Raw genomic sequence first — 16668 nt, 5'->3', positions numbered from 1 at the left:
AACCTTAATGAGGCTTAGAACTTTTTTTATTGGGATAAGGGCGTCTTTTTCGAGGTTTAGCAGTTTCCTGTTTTTCAGGCGGTGGGCATCCAATCCAACGAGGCTCTTGTTTAATCTGTTTTAGAATAGCATTTAAATATGGTAGCTCCCTAGAAGTCACCAAAGAAATAACTACTCCAGTTTTCCCATATCGCCCTGTTCTTCCAGATCGATGCACATAAACATCAGATTCATGAGAAAGTTGGTAAATAAAAACATGGCTCACTTTAGAAAAATCCAAACCTCTGGCAACAATATCCGTTGCGACGAGCAGCCGAATCTTACCTGTCCGAAACTTATTTGTCACAATAGTGCGAATATCTTGATTTAATCCCGCATGTAAAAAATCTACTCCATCTAAATGAGACTGTAAAGTACGACACACTTTTTCTACTTGAAACCGCGACTGACAGAAAATAATAGCTTGCGTGGGATTATTCTCTTTAATGAGTTTGATAAGCTCATGGTCTCTTTGATGTGCTAAGCAATAAACAAAGCAATGCTCTAATAGATGGGGGCTTGCTTGTTCTAAGATTAAATTCACCTCTTGAGGGTCTTTCATGTGATGCTTAGCTAAACGTTGAATCGCAGCTGGCATCGTTGCTGAAAACAATAATGTTTGATGAGAGTGGTTTAAGCATTGAATAATAAAAACAAGATCATCATAAAACCCCATGCTTAACATTTCATCAGCTTCATCTAGTATCAAGGTTTCCACATGAGACAAATCAATTTGTCGTGAATAAATAAAGTCAATTAAACGTCCAGGAGTGGCTACTAAGACTTGTACACCATGTTTAAGTTTAGATTGCTGCAAAGCTGAATCTTCTCCCCCAAAAATTGCGAACGCTTTAACTCCTTTATATTTCCCAATTTTTTGTGTTTCTGTTGCATATTGTAAAGCTAATTCTCTTGTTGGGACAATGATCAGGGCTTGAATATCTGTCAGTTCCGTATTTACACGATTACAAATCGGGATAGCACAAGTGGCTGTTTTTCCAGAACCTGTTTGTGAAAGAGCGATGAGATCTTGTTTTTTTTGGATCAGTGGAATAGCCTCTGTTTGAATTCGAGAAGGCTCTTTAAAATTCATTTTATCTAGTGCTTTTAAAATCAAAGGATCTAAATTAAAAGTTATAAATCCATTGGGCTCTTGAGGAAGCAATTCTACATCTATTTGTTCTTGCATGAGGGTAATCTAATGACGTTGCGCGGAGCAATACGTTCCGCAATGTTGTTTTTAATGATAGCAGTGACGATTTTTTTCGGAATCAAATAAGAAAGCCAGGTTAATAACCGGTATTTCCAATCAATAATTGTTAAAGGAGTTAAGCTTTCAATTTGTTTCCAAATTACACGAGCTACAAATTTGGAAGACATGACCGCAGTAAATTTTCTTGTACGCGTCATTCCAGCATTTTGGCTAAATTCTGTTTTAACCATTCCTGGACACGCAACCAACACGCGAATTCCAAGCGGTTTTAATTCTTCATCTAAACTTTGTGAAAACTGGTTGATAAATGCTTTAGTGGCAGCATAAACAGCCATATTAGGCGCTACCTGAAAAGAAATAGCTGAGGATACATTTAAAATAACGCCTTGCTTAACCTGAGAAATTAAAGCTCTTGCTCCTTCCAAACTAAGTTGCAAAACTGCATTGACATTTACATCAACAATATGCTTTTGCTGTACAGTAGAATACGAAAGAGCTTCTCCATATAGACCAAAACCCGCATTATTAATAATAATATCGGGACAATGCTTATGAATTAAGTCAATGATTGTTTTAACACCTTCTTCCTGAGAAAGGTCGGCTGCCACTGCTTGAACAATCAAAGAACCAAATGTGTCCGTCAGTTTTTTTAATTCTTCTTGATTTCTACCCGTAATGAGTAATTTTAGTTCTTTTTGAGCCGCTAGATGAACAAGAGCTTGCCCAATTCCAGCTGTTGCGCCCGTAATAAGGACCAAACGTTGTTTCATCATCAAGCTCCCGCTTCTCGACACGCTAAAAGTTTTTTTTCTGGCGCAGGGTATTTAATGCGTGAATGACCTGCTGCTAATAAAGTTTTCACTAAAGCTTTTTTCACTGTATAGAGTTCTTCAAATGTCAACAAACATTGATCAAATTGTCCATCATCAGCTTTTTCTCGAACTAAACGATCAACTAATCCCATCAAAGAGTCTTCATTTACTTTATCAAGTGAACGAGAAGCCGCTTCAAAAGAGTCAGCAATCATAATAATCCCTGATTCTTTACTTCTAGGTGTAGGGCCTGCATAGCGAAATTCTCTCTCATCCACTAAATTCTTATCCCCACCCATTTTTTCAACTTGCTTGCGATAAAAATAATAAACAAGCGTTGTTCCATGGTGTTCTTTAATAATATCAATAATCGGCTCTGGAAGTCCCGCTTCTCTTGCCAATGAAACTCCTTCTGGGACATGCGCCATAATGACTTGAGCAGATTCTTGAGGTGTGAGAAGTTGATGAATATTTACTTCACCAAATTGGTTTTCTGTAAAATATTGAGAAGTCGCCATTTTACCCACATCATGATAGAGAGTTGCCACACGGCAAAATAGCCCATTTGCCCCTATAGAAAGAGCCGCTGCCTCTGCTAAATTTCCCACAACAACCGAATGTTGATAGGTTCCTGGAGCTTCGATTGTCAACCTTCTCAATAAATCATTATTTGGATTCATATATTCCATCAATGTCACATCGGTCATAATCCTGAATCCAGATTCCAGTAAAGGAAGTAATCCGACGCCTAAAACAGCCGTGAAGAGCATAAAGAAACAAGCACTCAGAATATCTGCTACCATAGAAAAATGACCAATGCTGTTGTGATACAAATGCGAGGCTAAAATGGCAATTACGCAACAGATCCAAGCATTTAAACAAACAACAAAAATTTCCTTTCTTCGTCTAAGTGAATGGACACTCAAAATAGCAACTAAACCGGCCGTTAAATTTAAAAGAAGAAATCCTTCCCAGTCAAATGCCAAGGAAATTGAAGACACCACAGAAAGAAAACCTGCTGAAAATGTAGCAACCGCTGGATTAATTAAACTACAGATCAAGATCGCTGCCAGCGGAATAAAAAGTGGGTAACGAATTGTATCAATTAAGTTATTTTTGGAATTTAAAAGAAAAAACTCGGTAAATTTTGATAAAATGAGTGTTAAAACTAAAATCGTCACTAACAGAAATATTTTTCGATTGGATTTTAAAATACGAGGCTGGTTCGTTTGAAAGTAAGATAGGAAAATTCCTATAAATAAGACTGTAAAAATCAAAGAGCCCAACATCGTAAAAGGATTAGAAAGATTACGGCGAGTTCCCAACGCACTTTTCATCGATTGAAGCATGGCTATATGTCTGGATGTGACTTTTTCACCTTGATCAATGATCCGATTTCCCGCATTCACATGCGTATATTTATCAGGGACAAAACTCTGAATTTTTTTTCTCAATTGTCTTTGAGCTGGAATATCTTCTTCGATGTGCCAATGGCTATGTTTAAAAAATTCAATCGTTAAAGCAGATACGAGGGGTTCATACTGGCTGAGAGGTAAATCTTTGGCTTGAATCTTTTCCCAAATAGATTCAGGAAGGACAGTTTGGTCTATAAGAGTATTTGGGGTATATATCTGATATTGATTGGTAGGAATTCCTAAAGATTTCATATGGTCCAAAGTCCGCGCATCGGTAAAACGCATTTCAACAAGAGCTTGCTCTATTTTCTCTGTTGCTTGGTAAAGTTCATCAAACTGCCCGTTTTCTGTGTGCTTATGCCAAGCTTGGTTATATAGTAAAAAGTTTTCAAATTCGATTCGCTTTCGACGAATATCATTTTGAGAAAGTCGATAAATTTTTCCAACATCTCTGATGGAGTCTTGCTTCAAAATGACAGTCGCTTCTTCATCAGGGAAATCGAAATTCACTTGAGAGACAATATAACGAGGAGCAATACTGCCAAGTTCCAGCATCTCTACTCGAACTTCTCGGAAATGCAAAAATGAAAACAAACTAAAAGCAAACAAGCAAATAATCAAATAACGGATGATCTTGCTTTTATCAAAAAAACCTTGCTCACCAGAAAACTTTAATTCTTGCTGATTCTCAAAAATACTGTTTCTATCAGGCATTTTTGTTAAAACCTACACTAATTTTCATAGCTTTACCATAACACATCCTTGAATTGGCATATAGTAAAAACCCGACTTCGTCATTCGAATTCCCTTAAATAGGAAACTCAAAAAATGAATTTATGTGTCAATTTTTATGGAATCCGCTATATATAAAAGGATTTAAAAACTGGAATAACGACTATCGATTCAATAAACTCCAGATTGAAGCAAAGTCTTAAAAAATCCTAAATGCTTTCATCATGCCAAATTCCTTTTCGAAAACAACGACTATTTTTCTTCCTCTTTTAGCGGTTCTTTTATTTACTCTCTGGTCTACTCCAATCGATTTAGCGGTCTCTCAATATTTTTATCGCCAAGGTGAATTTGATTCCTCTCCTATCACACTTTGGATTTATCATTATGCAATTTTTCCTGCTTGGATTGTTGTAGGATTAGCAATTTGTGGAAGCGTAGCCTCAATTTTCTTGCCTCGATTGAAATTCTTTCGGCCCGCTTTTCTTTATTTGATTCTTGTACTGGCAATCGGATCGGGAATTTTTGTGCATGCCATTTTTAAAGACCATTGGGGAAGACCACGGCCCAAACAAATCATTGAATTCGGGGGTGCTCAACCATTTTTACCTTATTACAAGCCTCGCTTCAATCATTCATTTGAACCTTCTAAATCCTTTCCTTGCGGACACTGCTCTGTCGGATTTTATTTTTTTAGTTTTTTATGGCTAGGTAAGCATTATCGAAGCTATTTTCTTTACATTCTTGGTTTATTTTTAACAATAAGCTTGGGAGGTGCTCTCAGTTATGCTCGCTTAGTACAAGGAGGACACTTTTTTTCTGATGTGGTTTTTTCTGCATTAATTATGTGGTTGACATCGATTGGGTGTTATCAAATGATCTTTAAAAGCGGCTATTCACCATGAAAGGATTGACACCCAAACAACAAGCTATTTTGCAATTTATTCAACAATTTATCGATACTCATCAATATTCACCAAGTTACAGAGAGATTATGAAACACTTTTCTCTTGCTTCCCCAGCTTCCGTTCATAAACATATTCAATCTTTGCAACGCAAAGGAGTGCTAGCAGCCGAAAAAAAATGCAGTCGTTCTCTCATCCCTACTCATCCTCCCGCTTCACTAACTTTTTCAGCTGAAGTGTTACTCCCTCTTATTGGCAATATCATGGCTGGCTATCCCATTGAGATGTTTATGCGACCCCAAACCATTGCTGTTCCATCCACTTTTGTACATCATTTAAATAATACTTATATCTTACGCGTTCAGGGTAATAGCCTGTCAGAAGAGCTCATTCAAGACGGAGACCTTTTGGTTGTTGAAGCAAGATCTACTGTTCAGCCAGGAGAAATTATCATCGGCGCAATTAATCATCATGACACCGTTGTTAAACGTTATTATCCTGAAGGGCAATACATTCGTTTAGAAAGCATTCATATCAATCATTCCTCTTTAACACTCCGTCACGATCACCTAGCTATACAAGGGGTATTAACAAATCTCATACGTTTTTATTGTTAATTAAATTTCTAAATTCTCATGGATCAAAAAACCATTCAAATTGAAATTTAATTCAAATATTATTTGCAAGCATTGTGCAATTTATTGTCGAATAATGTCTTTGATAACATTCTAAATAAATCATTTTGTGAAAAAACAAAGTGGGAAAAATCCCCTTTCACTCTTCAACCTCATCCAATTCCTCTGGTTCCGGCTCAAATTCTTCTAAAGTTTTAGACCGTCTTCCTGCTACAACACGAAACATTGCTAAGGTCAAAGCCAATAAAATATATCCCCAGGAAAGAACCGTACATGCTAAGGCAAAATGATGAAGAATACCATAGAAGACCAAAACAGCTGCAAGTACTGTGAAAAACACAAGACGAAAAGAAGAAACTTTTATTTCTAAACTTTTGACACTAGGGAATTTCCAGCGACTCACCATGCAATATCCTAATAGCATCAACATCACAGATAAAATCCAGGTTTGGCTATGGATAGGAAATTGTTTTACCCACTCAAAATTGGGATTAAACAAGAAAAAATTAAGAGAAACTGCCGCTGCCGCTGCTGCAGGAATTGGAAGTCCTGTAAAATGCTTCTTATGCGCAACAGCCAATTCAACATTATTTTTTGTAGCTAATGCTGCCACATTAAATCTCACTAGACGAAGAACTCCACAAAGTGAAAAGACAATTGCAGACATGGTAACTAAAAAAGATAATTTTGTACTGGGATCAACAGAAAGGCTTTTTAAAATAATTACAGAAGGGGCCACCCCAAAAGAAATGGCATCAGCTAATGTGTCAAATACTACCCCAAAATCACTTTCCGCTTTGATAACGCGAGCGACTGCTCCATCCATCAAATCGGCAAACGCAGCTAAAAGCAATATAGCTGTCACAGCGGTTAAAATTTGTGGGGTCACTTCTCCTATCCCCGTCATATTCATTTTAAAGATGACAAAGAGTCCGCAAGAAAGACCAAAAGCGGTAATGACATTAGGTAAAAAATAAATTTTCTTCCGTTGAAGAGAATGCATATCGGTTAATCACTCCAAAAGTTAAATGAGAGAATTTGTAAATAACATACCTGACAATCTTATTTTAAACCAAACCTTGAAGAATTCTTTAATCAACAATATAATTTTTATTTGACTTTTTATGCTATTTAATTAACCTGAGCAAAAGTAGTTATTCAATATAAATTAACTAAAGGAGGTCTTATGTTAAGGTGGGCTATAACCTTTTTAATTATTGCGATTATTGCAGCCATATTTGGTTTCGGTGGAATCGCAGCCACAGCCACTGGTATCGCACAAATTTTGTTTTACATTTTTATTGTCTTATTCTTAATTTCACTTCTATTTAGTTTACTTGGTCGTAAAGGGCCTACTCCGCCTATTTAAATCATTCATTTCATCTGTGGCAATGATTAAATGAATTATCCTTCGAGTTTGAAAGTTTTCTTTATGAAAGATTAACTTTTAAACTCAGGATGCAGCAGAAAGACTTTAATCCCATTTCAGCTCAAATTTCGATTTATCAATGCTAATTGATTGAATTTGCGGGAGAAATAAAGTAAAAAAATGGTAAGATTTATTAAACTTTTTCCCCATTGAAAAGTCTAGAAGTCTGACGAATTTTACAAAAAATTCATTCTTCTCTAAAAAATAAGTATAAAGTTAACCATCCTTCATTTTGTTTACATACCGCTTATTTTGACAAATAAGACAAAATGAACTTTTAGCAGATAGCAAAAATATGCTTATCTAAAATTTTTATAAGTGAATTCTTTTGTTTTTTAAAATTGTAAGGTTATTTATTCATGATCTCTAAACACTCTCGACTTAACGCTGTAGGTCAAATTTATCATCAATTTGAACTGGTTAAAGCTGTAGAAATTCCAGAACTTCAATGTTTTCTTAGAGAGCTTGTGCACCAACCCACAGGTGCGATGATTATGCATATTGAAAATGAAGATCCAGAAAACTTATTTTGCTTATCCTTTAAAACCTTACCAGAAGATTCAAGCGGAGTTGCTCATATCTTAGAACATACCGTTTTATGTGGATCCGAAAAATTTCCCGTTAAAGATCCTTTTTTTGCCATGAATCGAAGAAGTTTAAATACCTTCATGAACGCTTTAACAGGGGCTGATTTTACCTGTTATCCAGCCGCCTCTCAAGTTCATAAAGATTTTTATAACTTATTGGAAGTGTATTTAGATGCCGTCTTTCATCCTCATTTAAATGAATTAAGCTTTTTGCAAGAAGGACATCGGCTTGAATTTGCAATTCCTAATGATCCCTCTTCTCCTTTAGAACATAAAGGGATTGTTTTTAATGAAATGAAAGGAGCTCTTTCTTCTTCAAGTGCCAGATTAATTGAAGCAATTAATGCTAACCTTTTTCCAGATATTACTTATGGTGTCAACTCTGGAGGGGATCCTGAGGCCATCACTAAATTGACCTACGCACAACTCAAAGAATTTTACCAAAAGTTTTATCATCCAAGCCGTTGCCTGTTCTTTTTTTATGGAAATATGCCATTAGAAGAACATTTAGATTTTATTGCCAAACATACTCTTAATCAAGCCACACGAGCTACTCCTCTTCCTCCTATTCCCCTTCAACCCCGATTTCTCCAACCAAAATCTGTGAAACTTTCTTATCCCATTGCTTCTGAAGAAGAAACGACAAATAAAACTATGTTGGCCTTTGCTTGGTTGACTTGCCATATTTTGGAACAAGAAGAAACACTTGCTTTAAATATCCTTGAACTCATTTTAATGGATAATGACGCCTCCCTCCTTAAAAAAGTCTTGTTGCAATCTGGATGGTGTAAGCAAGCCAACTCGTTTATTGATGTAGAAGTGAATGAAATCCCTTGGGGAATTATCCTTAAAGGCTGTCAAGAAGACAAAGCAGAAGATCTTCAAAAACTCATTAAAGACAAGTTGCAAGAAATCATTAAAAATGGGATCCCTATTCAGATGATTGAAAATGCCATTCATCAACTTGAGTTTTATCGTAGCGAAATTACTGGAGATCATGCCCCTTTTGGCTTGTCTTTATTTATGCGTTCTGGACTTTTAAAACAGCATGGCGTTGATCCTGAACAAGGATTAAGAATTCACTCTCTTTTTGATCAGGTACGCAAACGTACTTTGTCTGATCCTTTCTATTTTACAAAGCTCATTCAGAAACATCTAATTGATAATCCCCATTTCGTTCAGATTGTTATGGCACCTGACCAAACATTAGAAATGAGAGAAAATGAAAAAGAAAAAAAACATTTGGAAATAATTAAAAACTCACTGTCGGAAAAACTCACTCAGGAGTTAATTCATAAAGCTGAATTGCTTGCCTCTTTTCAAAAAATGCAAGAAGAAGAAAGCTTGGATGTTTTACCAAAAGTTTGTATTCAAGACATCCCCTTAGCGGCGAGGAACTATTCTTTAAAAGAAGAAAAGATAGGGGCACTAACAGTTTTTCATCACGCTGTCTTTACAAATGATATTGTCTATGCGGACCTCGTCTATGATTTACCAACCTTATCAGAAAAAGATCTTCCTTATTTGCGCCTTCTAACCGTTGTTTTAACACAAATTGGCTGTGGAAAAAGAAGCTACGCAGAAAACTTGGAATACATCCAAGGAAATACAGGAGGGATTGCAGCAGGAATTAGCCTAAATTTACAAGCAGAAGATGAGGCTTGTTTTTCCCCAACATTTCATTTACGTGGAAAAGCTTTATATCGAAAATCCTCTAAGCTCTTCACACTTATGCATGAAACAATGGCATCAGCTAAAATCGATAGCTTAGAGAGATTAAAAGAAATTCTTTTCAAGCATTTCACTGCGATGGAAAGTCGTTTAAGTCAAAGTGGTTTAAAATATGCCATTAATTTAGCTGCGAGTGGTTTAAACATCGCTTCTAAAGTTGCCAATGATTTGTATGGACTCAACTATTATGTAAAAATTCGAGAACTCGTTAAAGACTTTGACAAACAAGGCCCTTATATTTTAGCTAAACTTCAAGATCTCCAAGAAAAAGTGACTTGTTTGGATAACCCTCATTTAGTGTTAAGTTGTGATTCTACCTTTTATGATGAACTGAAAGGTCATGGATTTTATGAGTTAAAAGATATTGATACGCGTCCATTTCATCCTTGGCACAGTCATTTTCCCTTATTAGACGTTCCCTCTCAAGGAAAAATCATTGCCTCTCCTGTTGCATTTATTGGCCAAGTATTTCCAACCGTCTCTTACGTCCACCCAGATGCTCCTGCCCTCAGTATTGCGGCGTTTTTATTTGACAATTTAACCCTTCACACAAAAATTCGGGAACAAGGAGGAGCATATGGAGGCGGGGCTGTTAGTAATCCTCTTTCAGGGAATTTTTATTTTTACTCCTACCGAGATCCGAACATTTTTACGACCCTCAAAGCTTTTGAACAAGCTGTGGAAGTTGTTTTAAAAGGAGAGTTTGATGAAGCAGATTTAGAAGAAGCTAAATTTGAGATGATACAAACTTTGGATACTCCAATTTCTCCAGGCAGTCAAGCAGAACTGGCCTATGGCTGGTTAAGAGAAGGTAAAACATTAGCTATTCGCCAAGCATTCCGTACTAAACTATTAAATTTGACCAAAGAAAATGTGATTGAAGCTGTTCAAAGGATTATTGCTCCGCAAATGGATAAAGGCTCAACAGTCGTCTTTGCCGGCAAAGAATTGCTAGAAAGGCAGAATGAAGAATTAAAAAAAGACGGGCTTTCACCACTAGTTATTGAAGGAATTTAAATTTTAAAATCATCGATGCTGATTTTAGCATCGATGAAAACACTTCTAGAGACCTTCAACTGTTTCTAGAGACAAATTTTAAATTGGTAAATATTGATCAACAAGGTCCGTACTTTTTTGCTTACGCACATTTACACTTAAAATGAGTTTTTCTAATTTTTCTAGAAATTTTCAAGTTTGTTTAGCCCTTTTAAAATCATTTCAACCATCATAAAACTCACAATTACTGTTTCTGTTCATCTAATACTCACAACTAGATCTTGTTTATCGGCATATTCCAGTCTAACTATTTTGCTTTGCACAAGTATCTCTTTTAACTCTTTTAATTGTTTAATTCGCATTGAACTTAATCATCCTTGATCATGCTGTAAATGGTTTTGGTTCTGACAGGGTTATGGAGTGAGCAATAAATCTAGCACCTTGAAAGCAACAAAATTAGCATGAATACATGAATTAAAAAACCTGGAATGGAACTTAATATCCATGAATAAGCTTACCTCTTAACGAGCCAGTAAAATCGATGAAATCAGTATCTAGGAAGCTTTGCGTAAAAAAACAAGGAATTTGCATTTTAAAGGACTTTTCCTCAAAACTTACCGTTTGGTTTTTGCTTCTAAAGCTTTAAAAAATGCTTCTAATTTAGTTTTATCTCTCACTAGTATTTTTAATAAGTTTAAAGATCTTGTATTTAAACTCTATCGGCCTCTAGTTATTTTTTAAGAATTTTTAATTGATAAGTCATTTTTCTTTATTTAATTAAATATTTTGTTTTATTAATATTGAAATAATATTTCCTTATATATTATGCTATTGTAGCATATATAAATTTTAAAAATAATTTAATTAGTTTGTGGTTAATTTTGAATATTCATAAGCCGATATTTAATTCTAGTAATTTCGTTGTCAATACAGACACTCATTCTTACTACCAATCGAACTATCGTTTAAAATTTTCTGAACGAGTTCATTTATTGTGCAAAACAATTTTTCAGTCCTTTCTCAACTTATTCTTTAATTATCTCCAAAAAGAGCAGCTTCAGTCTCAATGGAGAGAAAGTTTTTGGGGGCAAAAAGAAATTATCGTTTCTAATTTTACCACAACTCATTCAGAATCTGGGATGTCTTTATCAAACCCAAGCCAAACTTCATGCTTTGCCACTCCTTTCTCCATATTGAGCTTCCAGGATAATACTTACCTAAAAATTTCAAGTTCCCAAAAAACTTTGTTAATGGAAAAATCACCCTATTTTAAAATTCTTTGGTCGGGAAATTTTCGGGAAACCCTCCAAGATCCCCTCGCTTTGAAGCAAAAAGAGTTTACTCATCTACTCAATTGTTTGATAAATGCTAATTTTAAAGTTCCTTTGCAAAAAATCCCTTCTTTGATTCAACTAGCAGATTACTATCAACTGACAGAAATTGTAAAAAATTTAGAAAAACAGTTGATTGCTGAGTGTAAATTAAAGAAATATGAGCTGTTTAACTCTAGAGAAGACAGTCTATTAGGGTTAAAAAAACTTTTAAATTTTGCACACCAATACCAATTAAACACTTTAAAAAATTATTTAGAACTCACAGTTGTAAGTTCATTATTAAATCGGACATCTCATTTAACGGAATTTGAAAAAATTTTAAATCACTTTCCAAATGAAATAGAAGAACTCAATTTTTCAAAAAATGCTTCTTTAACTGATGCCCATCTCTTAGCGTTAAAAAATTGTAAAAATTTAAAAGTGCTTCATCTCCAAGAGTGCCGCAATCTCACGGATGCAGGATTAGCATATTTGACACCCTTAACGGCTTTACAACATTTAAATCTGGCTGGATGCAAATTTGCTAATGCAGGATTAGTGCATTTGACACCCTTAACGGCTTTGACCTATTTGAATCTGAGCCATTGTAGAAATATTACGGATGCTGGATTAGCGCATTTGACACCCTTAACGGCTTTGACCTATTTGAATCTGAGTTCGTGTAATAATCTCACTGACGCTGGATTAGCGCATTTGACACCTTTATTGACTTTAACGCATTTGAACCTGAGTTCGTGTAATAATCTCACTGACGCTGGATTGGCGCATTTGACACCTTTATTGACTTTAACGCATTTGAACCTGAGTTCGTGTAATAATCTCACTGACGCTGGATTGGCGCATTTGACACCTTTATTGACTTTAACGCATTTGAACCTGAGTTGGTGCTATAATTTCACAGATGCAGGATTAGCGCATTTAACTCCCTTAGTGGCTTTGCAGGATTTGAATCTGGGCCATTGTAGAAATATCACGGATGCTGGATTAGCGCATTTGACACCTTTAATAGCTTTAACGCATTTGAATTTAAGTTGGTGCTATAATTTCACAGATGCTGGATTGGCGCATTTAGCTCCCTTAGTGGCTTTGCAGCATTTAAATCTGAACGGATGCTGGCAACTCACCGATGCTGGATTAGCACATTTGGCACCTTTAGTGGCTTTAGCGCATTTAGATCTGAGTTCCTGCAATCATCTCACTGACGCTGGATTGGCGCATTTAACGCCTTTAGTCGCTTTGCAGCACTTAGATTTGAGCTATGGTAGAAATCTTACTGACGCTGGATTGGCGCATTTGGCACCTTTAGTGGCTTTAACGCATTTGAACCTGAGTTCGTGTAATCACCTTACTGATGCCGGATTAACACATTTGACACCCTTATTGGCTTTGCAGGATTTGAATTTGAACTATTGCGAAAATTTCACTGACGCTGGATTGGCGCATTTTAAATCCTTAGCAACTTTCCCAAATTTGAATCTAATTTGGTACCAACATTGCATCAATCTAGAGGATTAATGCATTTGATGTACTTAGTAAGCATAATATATTTGAATCTGAATTGGTGCAAAAATTCTGAATAACGCTGAATATAAAAATTTGTTAGTTTCTCAAATTTAATAAAACTACAGATAAAAAATCTTTATCAGAGAATGTTTATTTTTGCATAAAAATTGCTTTATACAATAACTGAATTCGTTCAGAAAAACAAAAATCTCTATAAAAGACCTTAAAATAATAAAAGGATAACTGCCAACAAAAGCACTTACTATCATCATGCAATAGTTAACATTTTACTTTTTTCATCCTGTGTTTTAGTCAAAAAAACTATTTAATTAACTTAGATAACAAACTGATTAACAAGGGCAAATAATGAATCGAAGCTCCTTCTAAAGAAAACATAACTCCTTCTCTTAACATGTTTGGCCATGTAAAAAATCCAGGTTTGCTCAACAAATTTGATAAATTACTTTCCAAATTACGTCGTTCGTCGTCATTAAATCCAAACGTTGTCGTACAATCTTTAACCCAATCTTGAAGTTCATTTAAATCATTTAAATTTATTAGGCTAAGACGCGTAATAAGCTCTTTGATTTCTTCTCTGGATTGAATTTTGTTGCTCATTTTTTGTAATTCTTCTTGAGATATAAGTTTACTGTCAATCTCTCCTAGTTTATTTTCAAGCTCTTGATAATCTATTTTTTGTCTTGATACTGTTTGCTGAGATTGAGTTAGCTCATGTTGAGTTTGGTTTAATTTTCTTGTTGTTTGAGCATGCTCTGCTTTTACTTGAGCTAAGCTCTGGCTTGTTTGTATATGTCCTGCTCGTTCTTTAAGCAAGTTCCGTCTTGTTTGCGTATGTACTGCTTGTCTTTCAGCCAACTTCTGTTTTGCTTGATTGCGATCTTTTCTAATTAAAATGCCTACCTGAGTAAGTTTTTCGCATTTAAGCTTTTCATTAGCAATTAACCTTGTTTTTTCAGAAATTTCTAACTTACTACTTCTTTTCAACTCGGAATAATGACTTTGTGCTTCATTTAAATCTTGCTTCAGTCTATTTATTTCTTCTTGATGTGCTTTCTCTTGATTTTCAAGTTCAGATTTTTCCTTGCGTAAATCTTCTAATAGCGTGTTTAAGCCATCTCTTTCATTGACAAGTTCGGCATTTTCATTGACAAGCCTTGTATTTCTCTCGGAAAATTCTTGTTTTTCTTTTTCATATTTTTCAAGTGTTCTTTGAATACCTGCTATTTGCCTAACTTTTTCATTTAACGTTTCTTGAACTTTTTGAAATTCTTTTTGAAGCAAACTTATTTGTTGCTCATGGTTAAGCATTGTCTTTTTAAATTTACCATTATCCTGACTAAGAGCCGTGATTTTTTGAGTAAGATCAACTTTAACTTTCTGAAGACTATGAACCGGGTCAGTAACTAATAAAATTTGCCCGCAAACTGTTTCAACTTTGTTTATCAATTCTCTATTTCTTGTTTCTGTTGTTTTTAGAGATTCAAATAAAATCCTTATTTCTTCTATTTCTCTTGTTGAAAAAGTACCCACAGATTTGGTTTCCATAATATCACCTCATGAAATTGTTTGAAGTTAACTTAAAAAAATTAATTATTTATAAATATCCTTCTATATTTACTTTAAAAGGTATCGATATAATCCATGTAAAAACTTTTCAAAAATTTTAATCAACTATTTTCTTTATTTATGTTAAAGGATATTGATATAAACTATATAAAAACTTTTTAAAATTTTTAATCAGCTATTTTCATTTTTTAAATTTTTCATTTATCCATTTTCATAAATTCAAGTAAGTTATTTTCTAATCTTTAATTCAAGAAAATTATTCTTAAATTTTTGGAATAAAATAACCATAAATCAATAGGAATTTTGTTTTTTATATCGATTAAATTTAAATGATGATTATATTATCGAGTGGTATAAGAGGTTTTTTTATTTAATAAATAAAAAGTGAAATATCAAGTATTGATCGATCAACTAGTTTATTCAATCGTTAGAGAATTAAGGAAAGCACACAAATAATTGCTAAAACAAGAAAGAAATGTTCAAGCAATACCCGAAAAGCCCAATAATAGACTTCAAAGATACAAATTACAAGATGGAACTAAGCTTATGCTAAGGTTTGGCATTTCAAGTAAAACACAACACTCGATAATCGATTAGAATCGAAACATATTTTTTAAAAAATTTTTCTTAACTACTTAATTTAAAAAAGTATTTATTTAAGAATTTTAAAATATAACAATCTACCTCTTCAAATTTTGGAAAAGTTGAAAAATTTGGCGCGCATGAATGACTCTTTTTGCAAAGAAACGGAAACTCTGATCCTTGATCTATTACGAAAACATTTTCTCTACAATTAATCTAAAATAGGCTTGGGTAATTTTTCCTGTTAAAGTTTAAAGATTTTTTAAACTTTATCAGATTCTAATTATTTTTTAAGAATTTTCAATTGATAAAGTTATTTTTATTTAAAAATATATTTCATTTCATTACTATTGCAGTGATATTTATTTGTATATTTTTTTATTTAAAAATATATTTCATTTCATTACTATTGCAGTGATATTTATTTGTATATTTTTTTATTCAAAAATCTATATAATTTAAAAATTATTTAACTAATTTGGAAGGTAATTTTGAATATTGATAATCCAAGAGTTAATCCTAGTAATCTCCTCGTTAATGCAGACACCCATTCCTATCCTCGATCGAACAATTATTTAAAATTTTCTGAACGAATTAGTTTGCTGTGTAAAACAATTTTTCAGGGCTTCCTCAACCTATTCCTTAATTATATCGAAAAAGAGCAGCTTCAGTCTCAATGGAGAGAGATTTTTTGGGGGCAAAAAGAAATTACGATTCCCAAATTTATTGCAAGTCGCCTCCCATCATCTAGTATATTTTTAACAAGTTCGAGTCAAGCTCTAAGTGATGCTTCTCCTTTTTCAGCAAGACCCTACAATCAGGAAACTATTGATAAATTTGAGGATGAAAACGAGCTTTTATTAAATTCTTTAGCTAGCCCAGAAGAATTAAATGCTTTAAAGGACACTTCCCCAAAGAAAATTGAGTCATCCACAATTCAACAATCTTCGGATCTTTTCTCTTCATCCCAGGAATTTAAACTGAGATTCCAGGATGGAACTTCGCTAAACATTTCGTATTCTCAACTAGCTTTGTTAAGGGAAAAATCGCCTTATTTTAAAAGTCTTTGGTCAGAAAATTTTCGAGAAACCCTTCAAGATCCTCTCGCTTTGACGCAAAAAGAGTTTACTCATCTGCTCGATTGCCTGGAATATTCTATTTCTTTTGTTCC

At 34.3% G+C, this 16668-nt stretch carries 10 protein-coding genes and 1 pseudogene; 6 read left to right on the top strand and 5 right to left on the bottom strand.

Translation table 11 applies throughout. The features are described from left to right. Window positions 1-4: 4 nt before the first annotated feature. From TY19_RS11250 to TY19_RS11240, 3 genes are read right to left on the bottom strand one after another with little or no spacing between them, the layout of a single operon-like run. Complete coding sequence (locus TY19_RS11250) at window positions 5-1228, bottom strand: DEAD/DEAH box helicase (RefSeq protein WP_042282659.1); 1224 nt, start codon at window positions 1226-1228, stop codon at window positions 5-7. Continuing rightward, window positions 1213-2025 carry an SDR family NAD(P)-dependent oxidoreductase gene (locus TY19_RS11245; RefSeq protein ID WP_042282657.1) on the bottom strand — a complete coding sequence of 271 codons (813 nt, stop codon included), beginning with the start codon at window positions 2023-2025 and terminating at the stop codon, window positions 1213-1215. Before TY19_RS11245 ends, TY19_RS11250 begins: the two co-directional genes overlap by 16 nt. Next, window positions 2025-4193 (bottom strand): HD family phosphohydrolase, encoded by a 2169-nt coding sequence (locus tag TY19_RS11240; protein WP_042282655.1) that lies wholly within the window; start codon window positions 4191-4193, stop codon window positions 2025-2027. Before TY19_RS11240 ends, TY19_RS11245 begins: the two co-directional genes overlap by 1 nt. A gap of 242 nt (window positions 4194-4435) precedes the next feature. Here TY19_RS11240 and TY19_RS11235 point away from each other — a divergent pair, with 242 nt between their 5' ends. Both TY19_RS11235 and lexA read left to right on the top strand, forming a co-directional pair. Next, window positions 4436-5113, top strand: a complete 678-nt coding sequence (locus TY19_RS11235; protein ID WP_042282654.1) for a phosphatase PAP2 family protein — start codon at window positions 4436-4438, stop codon at window positions 5111-5113. Further along, a complete protein-coding gene (gene lexA, locus TY19_RS11230) occupies window positions 5110-5730 on the top strand; it encodes a transcriptional repressor LexA (protein WP_042282652.1) in 621 nt (206 codons plus the stop codon). The genes TY19_RS11235 and lexA overlap by 4 nt, the downstream gene beginning before the upstream one ends. A 157-nt stretch (window positions 5731-5887) precedes the next feature. On the opposite strand, the gene TY19_RS11225 is transcribed toward lexA, so the two are convergent. Further along, the gene (locus TY19_RS11225) at window positions 5888-6751 is read right to left on the bottom strand and encodes a CDP-alcohol phosphatidyltransferase family protein (protein WP_042282650.1); all 864 of its coding nucleotides are present in this window, start codon (window positions 6749-6751) and stop codon (window positions 5888-5890) included. A 183-nt stretch (window positions 6752-6934) separates the two neighbouring features. Here TY19_RS11225 and TY19_RS11220 point away from each other — a divergent pair, with 183 nt between their 5' ends. From TY19_RS11220 to TY19_RS12020, 3 genes are all read left to right on the top strand, one after another. Then, a complete protein-coding gene (locus TY19_RS11220) occupies window positions 6935-7117 on the top strand; it encodes a DUF1328 family protein (protein ID WP_039359540.1) in 183 nt (60 codons plus the stop codon). 419 nt (window positions 7118-7536) lie between these two features. After that, window positions 7537-10512 (top strand): insulinase family protein, encoded by a 2976-nt coding sequence (locus TY19_RS11215; RefSeq protein WP_042282647.1) that lies wholly within the window; start codon window positions 7537-7539, stop codon window positions 10510-10512. Window positions 10513-11372: 860 nt separating this feature from the next. Then, window positions 11373-13340, top strand: a complete 1968-nt coding sequence (locus TY19_RS12020; RefSeq protein ID WP_052354938.1) for a leucine-rich repeat domain-containing protein — start codon at window positions 11373-11375, stop codon at window positions 13338-13340. A gap of 309 nt (window positions 13341-13649) precedes the next feature. Here TY19_RS12020 and TY19_RS11205 read toward each other — a convergent pair whose 3' ends face one another. Beyond that, on the bottom strand, window positions 13650-14894 hold the full coding sequence (locus TY19_RS11205; protein ID WP_042282645.1) for a hypothetical protein: 1245 nt from the start codon (window positions 14892-14894) through the stop codon (window positions 13650-13652). 1094 nt (window positions 14895-15988) lie between these two features. Here TY19_RS11205 and TY19_RS11200 point away from each other — a divergent pair. After that, window positions 15989-16668, top strand: a pseudogene (locus TY19_RS11200) (hypothetical protein); the annotation flags it as partial.

Origin of the sequence: Candidatus Protochlamydia sp. R18 (assembly GCF_000648255.1) — a bacterium.
Lineage (GTDB): Bacteria > Chlamydiota > Chlamydiia > Chlamydiales > Parachlamydiaceae > Protochlamydia > Protochlamydia amoebophila.
The sequence above is the reverse complement of the archived record's forward strand: the minus strand, read 5'-3'. Positions and strand labels throughout refer to the sequence as shown.

Excerpts from the sequence above, each read along its gene's own strand:
- TY19_RS11250 (WP_042282659.1), bottom strand. The coding sequence starts at position 1,228 with ATGCAAGAACAAATAGATGTAGAATTGCTTCCTCAAGAGCCCAATGGA.
- TY19_RS11245 (WP_042282657.1), bottom strand. The coding sequence starts at position 2,025 with ATGATGAAACAACGTTTGGTCCTTATTACGGGCGCAACAGCTGGAATT.
- TY19_RS11215 (WP_042282647.1), top strand. The coding sequence starts at position 7,537 with ATGATCTCTAAACACTCTCGACTTAACGCTGTAGGTCAAATTTATCAT.
- TY19_RS11240 (WP_042282655.1), bottom strand. The coding sequence starts at position 4,193 with ATGCCTGATAGAAACAGTATTTTTGAGAATCAGCAAGAATTAAAGTTT.
- lexA (WP_042282652.1), top strand. The coding sequence starts at position 5,110 with ATGAAAGGATTGACACCCAAACAACAAGCTATTTTGCAATTTATTCAA.
- TY19_RS11235 (WP_042282654.1), top strand. The coding sequence starts at position 4,436 with ATGCCAAATTCCTTTTCGAAAACAACGACTATTTTTCTTCCTCTTTTA.
- TY19_RS11225 (WP_042282650.1), bottom strand. The coding sequence starts at position 6,751 with ATGCATTCTCTTCAACGGAAGAAAATTTATTTTTTACCTAATGTCATT.
- TY19_RS11220 (WP_039359540.1), top strand. The coding sequence starts at position 6,935 with ATGTTAAGGTGGGCTATAACCTTTTTAATTATTGCGATTATTGCAGCC.
- TY19_RS11205 (WP_042282645.1), bottom strand. The coding sequence starts at position 14,894 with ATGGAAACCAAATCTGTGGGTACTTTTTCAACAAGAGAAATAGAAGAA.